The organism is Octadecabacter dasysiphoniae (genome assembly GCF_021532615.1).
Taxonomy (GTDB): Bacteria; Pseudomonadota; Alphaproteobacteria; order Rhodobacterales; family Rhodobacteraceae; genus Octadecabacter; species Octadecabacter dasysiphoniae.
Genome location: NZ_JAKGAQ010000002.1, coordinates 487237 through 504709, shown reverse-complemented (window position 1 = coordinate 504709; position 17473 = coordinate 487237). Strand labels below are relative to the sequence as shown.

18 protein-coding genes are annotated in these 17473 nt (G+C 56.9%); 12 read left to right on the top strand and 6 right to left on the bottom strand.

Going from position 1 to position 17473, the window contains the following annotated elements; all coding sequences use genetic code 11:
• Positions 1-61: 61 nt before the first annotated feature.
• The 5 genes from L0664_RS09395 to L0664_RS09375 all read left to right on the top strand — a co-directional run bounded on the left by L0664_RS09395 (position 62) and on the right by L0664_RS09375 (position 5400).
• Complete coding sequence (locus L0664_RS09395; protein WP_235225512.1) at positions 62-1387, top strand: M16 family metallopeptidase; 1326 nt, start codon at positions 62-64, stop codon at positions 1385-1387.
• Entirely contained in the window at positions 1384-2691 is a 1308-nt protein-coding gene (locus L0664_RS09390) for a M16 family metallopeptidase (RefSeq protein ID WP_235225510.1), read from the top strand. The genes L0664_RS09395 and L0664_RS09390 overlap by 4 nt, the downstream gene beginning before the upstream one ends.
• A 50-nt stretch (positions 2692-2741) precedes the next feature.
• Positions 2742-4571 carry a DNA mismatch repair endonuclease MutL gene (mutL, locus tag L0664_RS09385; protein ID WP_235225508.1) on the top strand — a complete coding sequence of 610 codons (1830 nt, stop codon included), beginning with the start codon at positions 2742-2744 and terminating at the stop codon, positions 4569-4571.
• 66 nt (positions 4572-4637) lie between these two features.
• Positions 4638-5024: a hypothetical protein gene (locus tag L0664_RS09380; protein WP_235225505.1), complete on the top strand. Its 387-nt coding sequence runs from the start codon at positions 4638-4640 to the stop codon at positions 5022-5024.
• A 22-nt stretch (positions 5025-5046) separates the two neighbouring features.
• Positions 5047-5400, top strand: coding sequence for a hypothetical protein (locus L0664_RS09375; protein ID WP_235225503.1), 354 nt, complete (start codon positions 5047-5049; stop codon positions 5398-5400).
• Positions 5401-5490: 90 nt separating this feature from the next.
• On the opposite strand, the gene L0664_RS09370 is transcribed toward L0664_RS09375, so the two are convergent.
• Both L0664_RS09370 and L0664_RS09365 read right to left on the bottom strand, forming a co-directional pair.
• Entirely contained in the window at positions 5491-6135 is a 645-nt protein-coding gene (locus L0664_RS09370; protein ID WP_235226168.1) for a ChrR family anti-sigma-E factor, read from the bottom strand.
• An 8-nt stretch (positions 6136-6143) separates the two neighbouring features.
• Positions 6144-6668, bottom strand: a complete 525-nt coding sequence (locus L0664_RS09365) for a sigma-70 family RNA polymerase sigma factor (protein WP_235226167.1) — start codon at positions 6666-6668, stop codon at positions 6144-6146.
• 293 nt (positions 6669-6961) lie between these two features.
• Between L0664_RS09365 and L0664_RS09360 the strand changes: the two genes are divergently transcribed.
• The 6 genes from L0664_RS09360 (at position 6962) to L0664_RS09335 (ending at position 11952) form a co-directional block, all read left to right on the top strand.
• The gene (locus L0664_RS09360; protein ID WP_235225499.1) at positions 6962-8260 is read left to right on the top strand and encodes an NAD(P)/FAD-dependent oxidoreductase; all 1299 of its coding nucleotides are present in this window, start codon (positions 6962-6964) and stop codon (positions 8258-8260) included.
• The gene (locus L0664_RS09355) at positions 8257-9012 is read left to right on the top strand and encodes a DUF1365 domain-containing protein (RefSeq protein WP_235225496.1); all 756 of its coding nucleotides are present in this window, start codon (positions 8257-8259) and stop codon (positions 9010-9012) included. Before L0664_RS09360 ends, L0664_RS09355 begins: the two co-directional genes overlap by 4 nt.
• On the top strand, positions 9009-10244 hold the full coding sequence (locus tag L0664_RS09350; RefSeq protein WP_235225495.1) for an MFS transporter: 1236 nt from the start codon (positions 9009-9011) through the stop codon (positions 10242-10244). Before L0664_RS09355 ends, L0664_RS09350 begins: the two co-directional genes overlap by 4 nt.
• Positions 10245-10248: 4 nt before the next feature.
• Positions 10249-10827, top strand: a complete 579-nt coding sequence (locus L0664_RS09345; RefSeq protein ID WP_235225493.1) for a DUF3833 family protein — start codon at positions 10249-10251, stop codon at positions 10825-10827.
• A gap of 4 nt (positions 10828-10831) precedes the next feature.
• A complete protein-coding gene (locus L0664_RS09340; protein ID WP_235225491.1) occupies positions 10832-11566 on the top strand; it encodes an SDR family NAD(P)-dependent oxidoreductase in 735 nt (244 codons plus the stop codon).
• Positions 11567-11637: 71 nt separating this feature from the next.
• The gene (locus L0664_RS09335) at positions 11638-11952 is read left to right on the top strand and encodes a DUF3775 domain-containing protein (RefSeq protein ID WP_235225487.1); all 315 of its coding nucleotides are present in this window, start codon (positions 11638-11640) and stop codon (positions 11950-11952) included.
• On the opposite strand, the gene L0664_RS09330 is transcribed toward L0664_RS09335, so the two are convergent.
• Both L0664_RS09330 and L0664_RS09325 read right to left on the bottom strand, forming a co-directional pair.
• Positions 11949-12980: a saccharopine dehydrogenase gene (locus tag L0664_RS09330; RefSeq protein WP_235225484.1), complete on the bottom strand. Its 1032-nt coding sequence runs from the start codon at positions 12978-12980 to the stop codon at positions 11949-11951. The genes L0664_RS09335 and L0664_RS09330 overlap by 4 nt on opposite strands.
• A gap of 76 nt (positions 12981-13056) precedes the next feature.
• The gene (locus L0664_RS09325; protein WP_235225482.1) at positions 13057-13899 is read right to left on the bottom strand and encodes a hypothetical protein; all 843 of its coding nucleotides are present in this window, start codon (positions 13897-13899) and stop codon (positions 13057-13059) included.
• A gap of 141 nt (positions 13900-14040) precedes the next feature.
• On the opposite strand from L0664_RS09325, the gene L0664_RS09320 reads away from it, so the two are divergent.
• Entirely contained in the window at positions 14041-15720 is a 1680-nt protein-coding gene (locus L0664_RS09320; protein ID WP_235225480.1) for a peptidoglycan-binding domain-containing protein, read from the top strand.
• A 61-nt stretch (positions 15721-15781) separates the two neighbouring features.
• Here L0664_RS09320 and L0664_RS09315 read toward each other — a convergent pair whose 3' ends face one another.
• Positions 15782-16987 carry an ABC transporter substrate-binding protein gene (locus L0664_RS09315; protein ID WP_235225477.1) on the bottom strand — a complete coding sequence of 402 codons (1206 nt, stop codon included), beginning with the start codon at positions 16985-16987 and terminating at the stop codon, positions 15782-15784.
• A 328-nt stretch (positions 16988-17315) separates the two neighbouring features.
• Entirely contained in the window at positions 17316-17441 is a 126-nt protein-coding gene (ykgO, locus tag L0664_RS09310; protein WP_005850168.1) for a type B 50S ribosomal protein L36, read from the bottom strand.
• Positions 17442-17473 lie beyond the last annotated feature (32 nt).

Below are 17473 nucleotides of genomic sequence, written 5' to 3'. Positions count from 1 at the left end.
GGCCCCTTGAAGCCCGCCCGATCCGGCGTAGGTACATTCCAAACATAAGCGGAGAATTTTGATGCGCCTATTTGCTGCGGCACTTGCTTTATTGGCTACGACAGCCACGGCCGAAGAAGTCACGACCTACCAGCTTGATAACGGAATGGACGTGGTTGTTATCGAAGACCACCGCGCGCCCGTTGTTGTGCACATGCTTTGGTATCGGGCCGGATCTGCGGATGAACCTGTCGGGTCTTCTGGCGTTGCGCATTACCTTGAACATCTGTTGTTCAAGGCGACTGAAAATGTCGAAAGCGGTGAATTCCAGCGGGTCGTTGCGGAAAATGGCGGATCAGACAATGCGTTTACCAGCTATGATTACACAGGATATTTTCAGCGTGTTGCAGCGGACCGTTTGCCCTTGATGATGCAATATGAGGCCGACCGGATAAACAATCTGGTCCTGACCGAAGATGATATCGTGACCGAACGCGGCGTGATCTTGGAAGAACGCAATCAGCGCACTGAAAATTCACCCGGTGCTTTGGCGCGTGAACAGATGCGGGCTGCGCAATTCCTGAACCACCGTTATGGCGTGCCGATCATCGGCTGGAAACACGAGATGGAAACGCTGGATATGGAAGACGCGCTGTCGTTCTATGACATCTATTATTCCCCCAATAACGCGATCTTAGTGGTTGCCGGTGACGTAGAGCCCGAGGACGTTTTGGCCCTGGCAGAGCAATACTACGGCCCGCTTCCCGCTGAACCGAACCTGCCTGAGCGGTTCCGCACGCAGGAACCCCCGCAGACGGCAGAACGTCGTTTGGTGTTTGAGGATGCACGTGTGGCGCAGCCTTATGTAAGCCGCACGTATCTTGCGCCGGAACGTGACGCAGGCGCGCAAGAAGAAGCCGCGGCATTGACGTATTTGGCGGACCTGTTGGGGGGATCGCCCTTCACCTCTGCGCTTGGGATTGCATTGCAGTTCGAAACGAATACCGCTGTCTATGCGGGTGCGTTCTATGACGGGCTGAACCTTGATGATGGTACATTCGGGCTGACAGTCGTGCCAGCTGAGGGCGTGAGCTTGCAAGAAGCAGAAGACGCGATGGATGCCGCTGTTGCCAAGTTCCTTGACGATGGAATTGATCCGGCGCGCATGGAGGCTTTGCGCACCCAGTTGAAAGCAGGTGAGATTTTTGCCCGTGACAACGTCGGTGGTCTTGCGCGCCGGTACGGTGCTGCGTTGACGTCCGGTTTGACGGTTGAGGACGTGCAAGCATGGCCTGACATCCTGCAAGCCGTCACCGAAGAAGACGTGCTGGCCGCCGCGGCGCGCGTCCTTGATCGCAAACAATCCGTTACAGGTTGGGTCATTCCCAGCAGGGAGGTCCTTCAATGATCCGTCTTTTCCTTGCCTTTGCCCTAGCTGTCGCCGCCCTGCCTGCGCGTGCGATTGATATTCAGGAAATTACGTCACCCGGTGGGGTAGACGCATGGTTGGTCCAAGAAGAATCGATTCCGTTTGTCGCGATTGAAATCGTGTTTGACGGTGGTGCGACGCTGGATTTACCCGGTAAGCGGGGTGCGACAAACTTGATGATGGCCCTTCTTGAAGAAGGATCAGGCGATCTGGATGCTCGTGGGTTCCAGGAAGCCCGCGAAGCGCTTGCCGCGTCGTATGGATTTAATGCCTATGATGATTCCGTGTCTGTTTCGGCGGTTTTCCTATCTGAAAATCGTGACGAGGCGGTGGCGTTGTTGCGCGATGCGTTGATCAACCCGCGATTTGACGATGACGCAATCGAACGTGTCCGCGCACAGGTGCAGTCTATCCTGCGCAGCGATGCGCAAGACCCCAACAGCATTGCCGGTGCCGCGTTTGATGCTGCTGCATTCGGCGACCACCCCTATGGATCGTCCATTGATGGTACCGCTGAAACTGTCGCTGCCCTTACCCAAGCGGATTTGTTTGATGCGCACCGCAACGCATTGGTAAAGGGCCGTGTTCATGTGGGCGCCGCTGGTGATATTTCGGCTGAGGAACTTGGCGTTCTAATTGATGATCTGATTGGTGTGCTGCCTGAAGACGGGCCCGAAATTCCGCCGCGTGTGGAATTCGGCCTGGACGGCGGCACGACCATTGTAGAATTTGAAACGCCCCAGTCTGTTGCCTTGTTCGGACATGCGGGGATTGAACGTGATGCCGATGATTTCTTTGCAGCGTTTCTGTTGAACGAGATCTTGGGTGGCAATGGGTTGGAATCCCGCTTGATGCGTGAAGTCCGTGAAGAACGCGGACTGACCTATGGGATTTACACGTACCTCGTCCCCAAAGACCTGAGTGAGGTGTATTTGGGCCAAGTTGCGTCTGCCAATGGCACCATCGCAGAAGCGATTGAGGTCGTGCGCGATGAATGGGCGTTGATGGCGTCTGAGGGCGTCAGCGCGCAGGAATTGGCGCAGGCGAAGACCTATTTAACGGGGGCCTATCCGCTTCGGTTTGACGGGAACGCCGAGATTGCGGGAATTTTGGTGGGAATGCAGGCCGTTGGGCTGCCCACAGAATACATCGAAAACCGCAATGATTTGGTGAATGCAGTGACCCTTGAGGACGTGAACCGCGTAGCAAGCGAGCTGCTGGACCCTGACGGTTTGCACTTTGTCGTTGTAGGGCAGCCGGTTGGGTTGGAAGCCACCAATTAACCACCTTTCGATCTATTAGAATCAGGCTGTGGCGTGCTATCTATAGCGCCATGGCCGCACCTGACCCCAACATAAGCGATCTTCGCCCTGTCATTGCGCAGCTGGACGATGCCGCAATCAACCGCATTGCCGCGGGTGAAGTCGTGGAACGCCCGGCCTCTGCGGTTAAAGAGCTGGTTGAAAACGCGCTTGATGCGAAGGCCACCCGGATCGAGATTGCGATAGCAGATGGCGGCAAAACCCTGATCCGCGTGACCGACAATGGTGTTGGCATGACGCCCGCCGATCTGCCGCTTGCGCTGTCGCGTCATGCGACGTCCAAAATTGATGGCAGCGATCTTTTGAACATCCACAGTTTCGGATTTCGCGGAGAGGCATTGCCGTCCCTTGGTGCGGTTGGGCGGCTTACCATTCGCAGTCGCACGGGCGACGGTGAAGGCGCAGAAATCTTGGTTTCCGGTGGTGTCCATGATCCGGTGCGCCCCGCCGCGCTGAGTGCTGGAACGGTCGTTGAACTGCGGGATTTGTTTTACGCGACGCCCGCGCGCCTGAAGTTCCTGCGCACTGATCGCGCCGAAATGCAGGCAATCAACGATGTGATCAAACGCCTTGCCATGGCGGAACCGTTTGTGACGTTCATTCTGACGGATGTGTCGCAGGGAAAATCCCGCGTGACGTTTCGTGCTGACGGTGAAACGGGCGATATGTTCGAAGGGCTGCATGCGCGTTTGCGTGGTGTTTTAGGCAAGGACTTTGCGGATAATGCATTGCCTATTGATGCGGAACGCGAAGGTGTGCATCTGACGGGTTACGCCGCGCTGCCGACGTATTCACGCGGGTCAGCGGTGCAACAATTCCTGTTTGTGAATGGCCGCCCTGTACGGGACAAAGTCCTGATCGGTGCGTTGCGCGGTGCCTATATGGATACGCTGAGCCGTGACCGCCACCCGGCCGCGTGTCTGTTCATCGATGTTGATCCGACGCGCGTGGACGTCAACGTACATCCCGCCAAATCCGAAGTGCGGTTTCGTGATCCGGGCGTGGTGCGTGGCCTGATCGTGAGCGCATTGCGCGCTGCGTTGGCAAATGCCGGGCATCGGGCGTCAACGACTGTTGCTAGCGCGACGTTGGGGGCAATGACACCAGAACAACCTGCCGGGCGCGTGTATCAGATGGATCGGCCAACAGGCGGTACGGGCCCAGCGTATCGGCCAAGCGGGTTCGCTGAGATGACGCCGGATATGTCCGGGCGTGTCGAAGTGATTGAGGATGCGCCACGAGGCGATGATCAGCCACAAGGCCACCCACTTGGTGCGGCGCGCGCACAGGTTCACGAAAATTACATCATCGCACAGACTGAAACGGGCATTGTGATCGTGGACGGACACGCGGCACACGAACGGCTGGTGTATGAAAAGTTAAAGACCCAGATGGCTGAAAACGGGGTTGCAGCGCAGGCGCTGTTGATCCCCGAAATTATCGAGATGTCTGAGGGTGACGCGGCACAGCTTTTGGCCGTGGCTGATGATTTGACCAGATTTGGTCTGACAATCGAACCGTTTGGTGGCGGGGCAATTGCGGTGCGGGAAACGCCAGCGATTTTGGGCGAAGTCAACGCCGAGGCGATGTTGCGCGATATTCTGGATGAGCTTGATGATCAGGGGTCCAGCACATTGGTTCAGGAAAAACTTGAGGCGATCCTGAGCCGCGTGGCCTGTCACGGGTCCATCCGTACGGGACGTCGGATGTTGGGCGAAGAAATGAACGCCCTGCTGCGCGAGATGGAGCGCACACCGCGATCCGGTCAGTGCAACCATGGCCGCCCCACCTATGTTGAACTGAAACTCAGCGATATTGAGCGTCTTTTCGGGCGTACCTAGGCCAAATGTCGCTTGAGGCATGGCGGGGTGGCGGGTAGCGTAGCGCAACCAAAGGGGAGCGCGATCATGCGGTATTTAATCGGTCTGACAAGTTTGCTTGTGCTGGGTGCCTGCACAACCGCCGATTGGACGACGTTTCGTGGTCAAATCGAAGATCATGATCTTTTGGCAGAGACGCGCCGCACGATCGACAGCAGCTACCGCGATTTGCCGTTTGAGTCCGGTGCGGTTTATGTCGTCGCGAACGAGCACGGTGAATTGCACACCTATAGCCTGACGCCCTGTGGTGGCACGCATATTTGCGGGGCCAATGGCCATGTTGGGCATGTCGAACGAACCTTGGATTATTTTGTTGTGACGGGCGCGTATCGTGGCCGCACGTTCTTTTTGTCGCCGGGGGGCGATGGGTATTTGACATGGCGGGGAGAGAATCGTGATCTTGCGTGGAATTAAGAAGGCAGCGCCATTTGCGTTGATGGCAACGGTACTAAGCGGCTGTCTAGCGGCGTTGCCCGGCGGTGAAACGGGGCCTTTCGCACCGGGTAATACGCTGACATTTTACTATCAATCGGTGCTGACCGATCCGCCAGAAGAGGCAACGATCATCGAATGTGGCGATCAGTTGATCCCGCGGTCTTGCGTGGTGTTGTCCAATGGTGCGCAGTTCCAGTTGGAGGCAACCGAAACAGGCGTCGCCTATGGCAACAACGAATTGCGCATGGCGTTGCAGCTGGACGCGGGCGGTGTGCCGTCAGGTATTGGCCAATTGAACAACCTCACCACTGGTGAAGCGACGGGCATGCGCTGGGTGTCTTTGCCGTCGCGCTAAACTGAACGGAATAAGCAAAAAAGGCGTCCGCAGATTTCTCTGAGGGCGCCTTTTTCGTTCCGGGGAAGCGTAGTGTCGTATCGTTGTGACTTAGATGCGCAGGAACGGCTGGGCGATCCGTGGAATCCAGCTGTTAAAGCGCAAAGGCGCGTCAGTGGCCGCAAGGCAGATACAATCCTGCCCCATTTCGGCGACGGGCTGGTGATGATCATCTTCGCTGGCGACTTCGATGTCACCGGCGCCAAACCGATCTGTTTCGTCCTTGAAGGCACCTTGCAGAACCAGCGTCAGTTCTGTGCCGCGGTGGCCGTGGTCTGGCATCTGCGCACCGGCGGGAATGTGCAAAAGGCGCACGCTTGCGGATTTGTCAGTTTTCAAAATCGCCTGACGGACACCGCCACCGACTTTGCGCCATTTTACATCAGCCAGATTGCCGCCGACATAATCCTGAAGCGGTGCGGGCAAATCGCCTTTGGCGGGCTTTGCGACAATCGCGTCTTTGGGCTCAGCGGCGATGAGAGCAAGCGTCGCGGCGAAGCTTCCGTCAGACAGGCCTTCGGGCGCTTCGGCGTCCATCACGGCACCGCCCACGGTATCAAATTCATGCATCCGTGCGCGGCATTCGTCGCACATGGAAATATGCGTTGCGACGACCAGATTGAACCCTTCGGGCAACGAGCCGGCAGAGTACGCCATCAAAAGGGCGTCGGTCAGGTGGTGTTTAATTTCGTTCATCATACAGTTCACTTCAATTGATGGCGCAAACGGTCCAGCGCCAATCGTATCCTCGATTTAATCGTTCCGAGAGGAAGGCCCGTAGCGTCGGCTATTTCGCTGTGGGTCAATTCTCCGTAGTAGGCGCGAACGATCAGTTCCCTTTGCTTGTCGGGCAGGGCCGCGATGGCCTCACCCAATTGCGCGCTTTCTTGTTGCAGCGCCAAAACGTCTTCTTGGTCTGGTTCCGCTTCTGGTCCCCATGTCAGGTCTTCTGGTTCAGGACGGCGCTGTTTACGCAGCACGTCGATCCGTCTGTTTCGTGCGATCGTGAATATCCAAGTGGATACGCTGGCCTTGGCGGGGTCGAACATGTGGGCCTTGCGCCACAAGGTCGCCATGACTTCTTGAGTTACGTCTTCTGCCAGATCCGGGCTGGCCCCCGACTTCATCAAAAAGGCCTTCACGCGTGGCGCGAAATAGCCGAACACTTCGGCAAAAGCCGATTGATCTTGGTTGTCACGAATGGCGGCCAGGTGGGTTACCCATGCCATTCGATCCGGTTTATTCGCTGGCGTCACATTCACCTCGTGTGTGCAGTCACCCTGAGTCTTATTTTGTTTCAAGGCTTTAGAGGCCAAAAGCGCAGTGTGCGCAGTTGGTGTTGTCGTCTTGGTAGGGGTTAATGTTTCGGTCAACATATCAATAATACGGGGGCTGGTCAGCTTTGGATCAGTAAATAAACCACCTTATTAAAAACCAAAGTCGCCCCCGCAGCGTAAAGATTATAAGAACAGCTGCGCGGCACAGTCGCGCTGGGTGCGATAGTCTGAGGGAACGACACGGTATGACAACGAATAATAAGAACGATGCGATCAAACGCATCGCGGTAATTGGCGCGGGAATTTCAGGGATGGCAGCCGCGCACGAGCTGTCCAAAGATCACCAAGTGGTATTGTTCGAAGCCGAACAGCGCCTTGGCGGACACGCCCGCACCCGCATGGCCGGGGTCAACGGGGATCAGCCCGTCGATACGGGGTTCATCGTCTTTAATTATGCCAACTACCCCCATCTTGCGGCGTTGTTCGCCGAACTCGACGTGCCTGTGGTAGAATCCAACATGTCCTTTGGCGCATCAATCAACGGCGGCGCATTCGAATACGGCCTGGCGTCCCTTGGCGCGTTGTTCGCGCAGCCCAAAAACATGGCCAACCCGAAATTCCTGCGCATGATCCGTGATGTGCTGAACTTCAACAAAAACGGCGTGCGGTTGTCCAAGGAAGACGGTTTGACCGTTGAAGGGTTGATCAAAAAGCTCGGTGCGGGATCGTATTTTCGCGACTATTATTTGTTGCCATTGTCTGGCGCGATTTGGTCGACACCCGTTGAAAAGATCATGGATTTCCCAGCCCACGCAATGATGACGTTTTTCGAAAACCACGCGTTGCTGGGCATCACGGGGCAGCATCAATGGTTCACCGTCAAAGGCGGGTCACAGGAATATGTGTCGCGCCTCGGCATTTCGATGGCAGAGCGCGGTGTTGTTATGCGCCTTGGCACCCCCGTCGAAGCGGTTCGGCGCGATCAGGACGGTGTGAAGATCAAAGCGCCGGGGTCTGAATGGGAAGACTTCGACGAGGTGATCTTTGCGACCCATTCCGATGACAGCCTGTCGATGATTGCTGATCCATCAGCGGACGAAACTGCGCTGCTCGGTGCGGTGAAATACCAACCCAACAAAATCGTGCTGCATTCCGACACCTCAATCATGCCGAAACGCAAATCGGTTTGGTCGTCTTGGGTGTATTCAGAGGATGCGGATAAACAATCGGATCGGATTGATCTGACCTATTGGATGAACAAGTTGCAGCCATGGCTGAAGGGCGATCCATTGTTTGTGACGTTGAACACGACCCGCGACATTGATCCTGCGCTGATCTGGGATGAGGTCACGTTGCGCCACCCTGTCTATGATTTGGCCGCGCTGGGCGCACAGCAGGCAATGCCAGCGTACAATGGCACCAATCGCACGTGGTTTTGTGGCGCGTGGATGAAAAACGGGTTCCACGAAGACGGGATCGGGTCCGCGATGGATGTCGTCGCGGCGATCCGCGCGCGTGATGCCATGTTGGTTGCGGCAGAGTGACGACAATCCAACATATCGCGGGTGAAACCTATCACGGCAGGCGGGGCGAGACGAAAAACGCGTTCCGTTATTCCATCGACTACGTGTTGTTGGATGCCGAAAAGGACATTGATCATCCCGCGCTGTTTTCGCGCAATGGGCGTGGCGTGATGTCTTTGCATGATGTTGACCATGGCGGCGCGCCAAAGGCCGGGATTGGCGCGGCGTGGGTTCGCGATGTTCTTCAACACCATCAGCTTAACGTCAAAGGGCGTGTCGAACTTCTCGCGCAGCCGCGGGTGTTGGGGCATGTCTTCAACCCTGTGTCGTTCTGGCTCTGTTATGATGAGGCAGGCACATTGCGGGTCGTTATCGCCGAAGTGTCCAATACGTTTGGCGACCGTCATTCATATTTGTGCCACCATGATGATCTGCGCGCGATCACGAAGGCGGATACGATTTCCGCGCAAAAGATTTTCCATGTGTCTCCGTTTCAGGACATCGCGGGGGAATACACCTTTCGTTTTGATATCCAGCCCGACAGCATCGGCGTCTGGATCGATTTTTCCGAAGATCATGCCGGTTTGATTGCGACCCTGACGGGGCCGAGAAAACCGCTAACAAACACGAGTATTCTGAAGGCCATGTTGCGCCGCCCGTTCGGATCGCGCCGTGTGTTGGCGTTGATCCATTGGCAGGCGGTTAAGCTGTGGTGGAAAGGTGCTGGGTATCGCCCGCGCCCAGAGCCGCCCGCAAAAGACGTCACAAGATGAGCCTTAGCCACGCCCTATCCCAACGCTATCCCGCCTATACGGGGTTCGCGGCCGTTCTGTCGGGTGCGGGCCTGCCGATCTATATTTATGCGCCGAAATACTATGCCGACACCTATGGCGTCAGCCTGACGGTGCTTGGCGCGGTTTTGGGTGGCTTGCGGTTCTTTGATTTTGTGCAAGACCCACTGCTGGGTTGGTTGTCTGAACGCCTACGGGCAGCCAAGGCAATTGCCGTGACGTTCGGCGCAGCCATTCTGGCGCTGTCAATGATTGGTTTGTTCGCCATTGCGCCACCGATTGATCCGGTGTGGTGGTTTGGCCTGACGATTACAGGGCTGTTTAGCGCATTCAGTTTTCTCACCATCAATTTTTACGCCCAAGGCATCGCCAAGGTGGGCGACAGCCATGATGGCCACGTGCGACTGGCCGCATGGCGCGAAAGCGGTGCGCTGTTGGGGATATGTTTGGCTGCAATCGCGCCGACGTTGTTGTTGGATTATTCAGACGACCCCTTCGCGACCTTTGCTTGGGGATTTGCGATCGCCACCGTGATTGTCGCGGCTTTCATGTGGCGCGAATGGACACCTGCGTCCACGGCCCAAGAGCCAACCCCGATCCGCGATATCATAAATGACCCAACTGCGCGCCGTTTGTTGTTGCTTGCGTTGATCAACGCGACGCCGCTTGCCGTATCATCGACGTTGTTCCTGTTCTTCGTCGAAAGCCGCCTTGGCGCCCAAGGATGGGAAGGGCCGCTTTTGGTTTTGTTCTTTTTGTCAGCAGCAGTTTCATCGCCGTTCTGGTCTGTATTGGCCCGTAAATTCGGCGCGAAACCGGTGCTGTTGTGGGCGATGGTGTTGGCCGTGGCGTCTTTTGGATGGGCCTTCACACTGGGCACCGGCGACGTCACCGCCTTTGCGATTATCTGCGTTTTGTCGGGTGCGACAATTGGTGCCGATTTAACTTTGCTCCCGGCGATGTTCGCCAAACGTATGAGTATCATATCCCCCAACGGCGGACAGGGCTTTGGCCTGTGGTCGTTGGTTTCGAAATTTACATTGGCCTTCGCGGCCGTGCTGTTGTTGCCCTTGCTCGAATTGCAGGGATTTCAGGCAGGCACGGACAACACTGCGCAGGTTCTGACATTATTGACGGTGCTTTATGCGCTTGTGCCGTCCTTGCTGAAACTTCTGGCCATCGCGTTGCTGGCCATGACCAAACTGGAGGACTGAACCGATGACGTCCACGATCCTATTCCTGCTGGGGGCCGCTGCGGTTGCCGCCCTTTTGATCCTGCGCGGCCGATACGCGTCTTTTATGGCGCAGGCACCTGCTGATTATTCAGACGGGCCGCAGTTCAACATGCGGGACGTGTTCAATGGCCCCATTGAATGCGAAGGCGTGATCTACGGCCCCACAGGGCGGGTCACATCGCGGTTCGAGGCGGATTTCATCGCGAGCTGGGACGGCAACATCGGTACCGTGCGTGAAGAATTCCGGTACGACAGCGGCAATGTCCAACACCGCGAATGGAAATTCACACTGGGCAATGATGGATCAATGAAGGCCGAAGCGCCCGATCTGGTTGGCGTTGGCACAGGCCAACAGCATGGATCTGCGGTGCAGCTGAATTACGACATCAAGCTGACGGACGAAGCCGGCGGGCATGTTCTGAAGGTCAACGATTGGATGTATATGACGCCCAATGGCAATGTGATGAACCGCAGCCAGTTCCGCAAATTCGGGATCAAGGTGGCGGAATTGGTCGCAACGATGCGCCCAAAAAATGCATCATCCATGCAACCCGGAGAATAAAGTAATGCGCGACTGGCAGGGAAAACGGTACTGGCTGATCGGGGCCAGTGAAGGGTTGGGCAAGGCGCTGGCGGAAATCATCAGCCGTCAAGGTGCCGAAGTCATCCTGTCCGCGCGTTCTGAGGATACGTTGGCCGAGGCCGTGAAAGACATGCACGGCAAGGCATCCTATCAGACCATCGACATCAGCGATGATGACAGCGTCAAAGCGGCAGCAGAGGCCGTGGGCGATGTTGACGGTGTTGTGCTGTTGGCAGGCGTCTATTGGCCGTTCGGGGCGGATGAGTGGGACGCCGAAAAGGCCACCGCCATGGTTGATATCAATTTCACGGGTTTTGTTCGTGTTTTGGGGCAGGTGGTGCCTGCGATGGTGGCTAAGGACGATGGGCATATCGTGATTACATCATCGTTGACCGGTTTTCGCGGTTTGCCGGGGTCGATCGGGTACACGGCGTCCAAGGCGGGCACGATGTCGCTTGCGGAATGTATGTATGCGGACCTGCGCAAAACGGGCGTCGATGTTCAGGTCGCCAACCCAGGGTTCATCAAAACGCGACTGACTGATAAAAACGATTTCAACATGCCGTTCATCATGGAACCTGCGCAGGCCGGGCAAGTGATGTTTGACCATATGAATTCGGGACGCTTCAAACGCAGTTTTCCGACCGCGTTTTCGTTGGTATTTCGTGCATCCCAGTTTCTTCCTGATTGGCTGTACTACCGGATTTTCGGCAAGTAATCCGTTTGTCCTAGATCAAGGCGCAGCCCTGCGAAATTTGGCACCCTGTCGTCATTGCACGGGAGAACGTCATGAAAATTACAACTGATAAAGTGGCGGAAGTCATCATCCTCGCCCGCGACCTGCCCCACAGGCGGGCCGAGTTTGACGGCTTCGTGTCTAATCTGACGCAAGGCGAACAAGCTGATCTTGTGGCTATCATGTGGATCGGGCGCGATAGCTTTGATGCGGCAGATTTTGACGAGGCCCATAATACGGCCTTGGATGAGGCAACAACGCCTACCGAAGATTACCTCGCGGGGTCGCCGCTTTTGCCAGACCACCTTGAAAACGGACTGGACGCGCTGGGCGTGTCAGCGCGATCCGAAGAGAACGACCTGTATTAGACGTGGTTGTTGAAGGTCTGCGTTGCGCGGCCCCAGACACTTTTGTCGATCTGATCGAGCATCAACAGATGTGGCAACAACTGCGCTGCGAAATCCTCGGTGCTTTCGGAGGGTAGTAACGAGGGCAGATTATCAATCGCCATAACATCAAGCGGCGGGTCGTCGTGGGCCCGCAAAGTCGGCGCATCCCAAGTCGTTGCACGATCATAGACCTTGATGGGGGAATAATCGCTGTCGGGATCACAGGCAATATCGCCGATCACAGACAGTTTGCGATCCGTGCTGCCTGCATCCGCGTGGACAAACACAGGCGCGCCTTCGTGGGCGAGGATGCAATTCAATAAAATGTCATGCGTCAGGATTTCGGGGAATGGTCCGCCGTGGGCGGTCTCGGCGATGTCCCAGCCTGTGGGTTCAATTCCGACGGCTTTGCACAGGGCGGCGGCCCCGCTGCCCACGCGACCCAAAGCACCGATGATCAATGCGCTGGGGGGGGCGCCCAATTCGGCCTTTGCCGCGTCGGCCATCACTTGGGCCGATGTGAACATGTCCACCGCACCCAACGTCGCGCCCCTTTGCTGACGGCCCCACGCCATCACAGATAAAGCAGCGCCAGCATAGCCTGCCCAAAACCCAAACGCGGCCACCCGGCGGCCTGTTTCATCAACCAGATATTCCAGATCAAGCAGCGTTCCACCGCCTGATTTGAACCGATCTAGCAAGACGCGACCGGACAATTGCGCCTTAAACGCATGCCCGAACATGATGTGGCGGTGGATAAGATCGGTTCCATCATCGGGGAGTTCTTTGAGCCCTAGAATGATCGCACCTTTCGGGGCGCCCACCCATGATCCGGCGCGCGTGATTTCGCACCCTACTGAGGCATAGTCAGTGGTTGGGATGCAGCGGTGATCATCCCCTTCAACAACGACGCGCCAGCCTTTGGCGATCAGCTGTGCGGCCCCGTCCGGTGTTAAGGGCGTGCGGGATTCATTGTCGCGGGATTCGCTGCGAAGCCAGATCAGCATGTCGGGTCCTAACTGTTGGGGCATATCTGCCGCTATCAGCATAGGTGTGCGGCCCAATCGTACAACCCTGTCTGGCCTAATGGTTCGCGGCGTATTCTGCGCGCAACTCCTCAAGCCGTGCCAACGCTTCTGTGCGGGTGTTGCGGATGTTGGGGCGGGTTGTTTTGGCCTCATAACGCAGGCGTTTGTCAGCCTCGGTTTCTGATCCCATCGCGTAGCGGACGGACCCCATGGAATATTCTGCGTTGAACGCATCGGATCGCAGTGAAAACTGCACCCAAGCCCGCGACTGGATGCGCGTGCCTTCGTAATTGAAGATGACCCACCATTTATGCCGCGTCGCGCGGATCGCTTCTTCGGTCCAGTTGTGGACGTCGTTGACGTCGCGCGAATGTTCAAGGCTCATGCCGGAGAGATCAATTTCAAGGATGCCTGTGTCTTCGTCAAACGCCAGACGGCGCAGGAATTCGGCTTTGTGGAAATTGGGGTGGTGCGCGGTGCGTTCGCGCCGTTTGGAGGGTAGTGATTTGAGGAATTCCAATGCCTCCTCGCGTGATCCAAACAGGTTCGGGTTCGCACGGTCGGTTCCCTTCGCCTTTGCGATTTGTTTCACCGTCATCGGGTCGGCGTCGTAGCGCACGGTTTTCATTCCGTGGCCTTCGTTCAAATCCAACCCGCGCCGCGTGAAGGCAAACCATGCGTCCCCATCGACGCGGTAGTCTTGCGTGTTCACCATAAAGAACCACTGCGCTTCACCTGTTTCGTAGATCCGCGCCTCAACCCGGTCATAAAAGGCGTTCACATCGGCGCTGGTGTGGAAATACAGGCCGGTAAAGTCGATTTCAACAATTTGGGCGCCTTCGTGAACCGTGATTCGCGGGTCGAGCGCATCCGGCGAAAAATCGTCTGTGTAGTTCATTGAAACATCCGGTGTCTTGCGTGTGGGACAGGGATGACGAAGATGGGCTGCAACCGCAATACCGCGATACGTCGCGGTGTTATTGTATATCGGATCTGAATGCGGGCCAAATGTATGCAGATCCAATCGAAAGGACCCACCATGCGTTCGCTTTTACTGACCACCGCCCTGATGTTGCCGCTGCCCGTTTGGGCGCAGGATGCCGCCCTTATTCTTGGGATGGAGCGGTATGAACAGCTTGATCGGGTGAACCGTGCCGATGATTTGCTTGGTGCCACTGATCGCTTTGACGCGCTGGGGTTTGATGTGTTCAGCCGCGCCAATAGCCGCGTCGCAGCCGCCAAGGACCTTGCGTCGGCGTTTCAGCAAAGTGTCGGCGATGCGGACCGGTTGGTTGTGGCCCTGTCCGGCCATTTCGTAACAGACGGCACGCGCACATGGCTTTTGACGGCCGAAGCATCTGAACCGGATTTGTTTTCTGTGGATGACGCGGGCCTTGCGATTGATAGCCTTTTGGCGGTGCTTGGCGCGCGCCCCGGTCAGGCTGTTTTGCTGTTGGGTGCGGCTGATCCTGATGATCTGGATATGGACGACAGCGCGTTGTCGTCTGGTATCGGTGCGTTGGACATTCCCCAAGGTGTCACCGTGATCCGAACGACACCGCAAATGGCATCTACTGTATTATCGCGTGAATTGACCGAACCGGAGGCGGTGATCGGTCGGCGGCTGTTGTCAAATCCATCCTTGTTTGTTGATGGATACCTGCCAGCCAATTGGGCCTTGATGCCCGGCGAAGTGATTGTTGAAACCCCGGACCCAACGCCGACTGGCCCGACAGAGGCTGATCTGAACGCAGAGGCCGCGTTGTGGGATCGCACGACCGCCGCTGACACTGTCGTGGCGTACCGCAATTACGTTGCGCGCTATCCGACAGGTCGGTTCGTGGATGACGCCGAACAACAGATTGAGGCGATCTTGGCAGAACCGAACCGCGCTGCGCGGTTGGTCGAAGAAGCCTTGGGGCTGGATCGCAATGCACGCCGCACGGTTCAATCGCAACTGACGCTGCTGAATTACAATACACGTGGCGTGGACGGGATTTTTGGCCCCGGGTCGCGCGGTGCGATTACCAATTGGCAGCAATCAAACGGGTTTCCGCAGACATCCTATTTGTCGCGCGATCAAATTAATCTGCTGGATGCACAAGCGTCCCGCCGACAAGCCGAGATTGAAGCAGAGGAAGCCCGCGAGCGTGCCCAAGCCGAAGCGCTTGATCGCAGTTATTGGGGTGAAACTGGCGGGGTCGGCGATGAACCGGGGTTCCGGGCGTACCTTGCGCGTTATCCTGACGGTCTGTTTGCCAACATCGCCAAGGCCCGTTTGGCCGAGATCGAAGACCGCCGTCGCGGCGCCGCAGAGGCAGCCGACCGCGCCGCATGGTCAATTGCCGACAGCCAAGACGACATCGCAGGATATCAAGAATATCTTGCGGCCTATCCGTCTGGCGTCTTTTCGGGGCAGGCGCTGGCGCAGATCACAGCGCTGAGCGAACCGCGCATTTCTGACGCGCAGGTCGCACAATCACGCGGCGAAGAATCCAATTTGCGCCTGTCAGGCGTGCGGGCGCAATTGTTGGAACTGCGTCTTCGCGATCTGGGCTATAACCCCGGCCGCTTGGACGGTGTCATTGACGGAAATACCCGCAACGCCATCGTCGCCTACCAAGAGGCTGAGGGTCTGACAGCTACGGGATATGTGGACCGTGCAACGGCTGTTGGGCTGATGACGGGATCAATCTCAATCACTGTTCCGGGGCGCTGATCAAAAACAAAACCCCGCCCCAACGCATGGTTGGGACGGGGTTCGTGTCGTTTCAATCCGCTTATGGGCGGGCGGGAACGTAGCGTTCAAACAGCATCCGCACAAAACCTGTCGTGCCGTTGTCCAACTGACGCACGGCCACCAGATAAGTGCCCGGTTGCACCCGCACTGTCAGCAATGAATTCAGGCTTCCGTCATAGTCATCATTGTATCCGACCTGTCGGCCAAGATCGTCGTACATGACCAATACGGGGTCGCCTTGGCCTTGCGCGATTGCCTCGACCAAGACCAGACCACCCTCGTAAACCTCGAATGAATACCACGTCGCATCACCATTGACGTTTACGTCCTGGCGCAGGCGTGTTGCCAGCTCCCCCAGTGGTTCAACAGGATACGTCCCGTCCAGTGGTGGGCTTGCGTCGCCGCGCGCGTATAGATTGCGCTGAATTTCAGCAGCGTCGTATTCCTTTGCCGTCACCGTGATCGGCACGCTTTCGTCACCATATAGATCAACTGCGACGCAGTATTCACCGGCAGGCAAAGGGTTTGCCATGTCGATGCGGCTGTTGAGCCCATCAAAATCGTCGTTCTCGGCGAGCCAATTGCCCGACGGGTCAAACAACGTCAGGATCGGGTCTGCTGTCTCGTTTTCTGCTGTCAGCGACACGGCCATGGGTGTGTCGATCCGCAGGCTATAGACATTCTGGGTGGACCACGGGTTTGAAACAGGTTGCCCAAGGACCAAAGGTTGCGCGGTGCTGAGGTCGCATTCGCCGTCGCCCCCACCACTTGGTGCGGCGAAACCAGCCGTTAGTGGTTCCTGATCGATCCGTGCGGCGCGCACAAATGCCGTCAGCGGGGACCCGTCAAAGCTGCGCATAGACGCGCAATAGGTGCCTGCGGTGAGGTAAGTTTCAGCACGGCTGGCCGCATCGCCGCCGCTGTCATCATCGGATGCGACGATTTCGCCGCTGGCGTCGCGCACATCCAGAACAGTATCGCCGCCCCCACGCCCTTGGGCTTCGATCCGGTAATCGCCATCTTGTGAAACCGTGAACAACCCGACGTATTCATTGCGCAACAAGACCAACGCCATCTGTTCAATGTAGCTGTCCGTGGTTGAGATATCGGATGAGGCTTCGTCCCCACCAAGCCACTGCCCGTTCGCACCTGCGCCGCCACATAAATTGGCGTCTTGGGCGGCGGCCGGCAGTGCAGCCAGCGCGAAAAGCGACGTGGCCAGTGCCGTTGAAATTGGTTTGATCATTGAAAACCCTTTCTTCGGTTATGATTTGTCCCAGCGTAAGGGGGCAATCACGGCGAGGCTAGGGGGCAGGTGCGCTTTGCGCCCGAAGGTCAGGGATACCTGACCCGGCACAATTGCGTTGCACCGTACACCGTCAGGCCCGCGATCAATCGCAAGTGCGGATGGCGAACCCTGTGCTGATCGTCTGAGTATTCTTTTGGTCAGGCCATTTCGCATTAACGCGAATGTGCGGTCTGAAAGAAGGGTTTTTTCTAAAACAAGACACGGAACAAAGAAAAAGCCGCGTCCCATTTCTGGGCGCGGCTTTCTCAAATTACTGCGGTCTCGTTTAGCCCTGACGGGCTTTGAAACGACGCTGGGTCTTGTTGATAACGTAGACCCGGCCTTTACGGCGCACGACGCGGCAATCGCGGTGGCGGTTTTTCAGCGACCGGAGGGAGTTGCGAACTTTCATGTGTTCTATCCTTTGTCTCGCGGCGCGTCTGA

Bases quoted from the DNA above. Each gene is read 5' to 3' on its own strand.
- L0664_RS09345 (WP_235225493.1), top strand. From the start codon at position 10,249: ATGACGTCCACGATCCTATTCCTGCTGGGGGCCGCTGCGGTTGCCGCC.
- L0664_RS09350 (WP_235225495.1), top strand. From the start codon at position 9,009: ATGAGCCTTAGCCACGCCCTATCCCAACGCTATCCCGCCTATACGGGG.
- L0664_RS09360 (WP_235225499.1), top strand. From the start codon at position 6,962: ATGACAACGAATAATAAGAACGATGCGATCAAACGCATCGCGGTAATT.
- L0664_RS09365 (WP_235226167.1), bottom strand. From the start codon at position 6,668: ATGGCATGGGTAACCCACCTGGCCGCCATTCGTGACAACCAAGATCAA.
- L0664_RS09380 (WP_235225505.1), top strand. From the start codon at position 4,638: ATGCGGTATTTAATCGGTCTGACAAGTTTGCTTGTGCTGGGTGCCTGC.
- L0664_RS09340 (WP_235225491.1), top strand. From the start codon at position 10,832: ATGCGCGACTGGCAGGGAAAACGGTACTGGCTGATCGGGGCCAGTGAA.
- L0664_RS09335 (WP_235225487.1), top strand. From the start codon at position 11,638: ATGAAAATTACAACTGATAAAGTGGCGGAAGTCATCATCCTCGCCCGC.
- L0664_RS09325 (WP_235225482.1), bottom strand. From the start codon at position 13,899: ATGAACTACACAGACGATTTTTCGCCGGATGCGCTCGACCCGCGAATC.
- ykgO (WP_005850168.1), bottom strand. From the start codon at position 17,441: ATGAAAGTTCGCAACTCCCTCCGGTCGCTGAAAAACCGCCACCGCGAT.
- L0664_RS09375 (WP_235225503.1), top strand. From the start codon at position 5,047: ATGGCAACGGTACTAAGCGGCTGTCTAGCGGCGTTGCCCGGCGGTGAA.
- mutL (WP_235225508.1), top strand. From the start codon at position 2,742: ATGGCCGCACCTGACCCCAACATAAGCGATCTTCGCCCTGTCATTGCG.
- L0664_RS09370 (WP_235226168.1), bottom strand. From the start codon at position 6,135: ATGAACGAAATTAAACACCACCTGACCGACGCCCTTTTGATGGCGTAC.
- L0664_RS09390 (WP_235225510.1), top strand. From the start codon at position 1,384: ATGATCCGTCTTTTCCTTGCCTTTGCCCTAGCTGTCGCCGCCCTGCCT.
- L0664_RS09330 (WP_235225484.1), bottom strand. From the start codon at position 12,980: ATGCTGATCTGGCTTCGCAGCGAATCCCGCGACAATGAATCCCGCACG.
- L0664_RS09395 (WP_235225512.1), top strand. From the start codon at position 62: ATGCGCCTATTTGCTGCGGCACTTGCTTTATTGGCTACGACAGCCACG.
- L0664_RS09315 (WP_235225477.1), bottom strand. From the start codon at position 16,987: ATGATCAAACCAATTTCAACGGCACTGGCCACGTCGCTTTTCGCGCTG.
- L0664_RS09320 (WP_235225480.1), top strand. From the start codon at position 14,041: ATGCGTTCGCTTTTACTGACCACCGCCCTGATGTTGCCGCTGCCCGTT.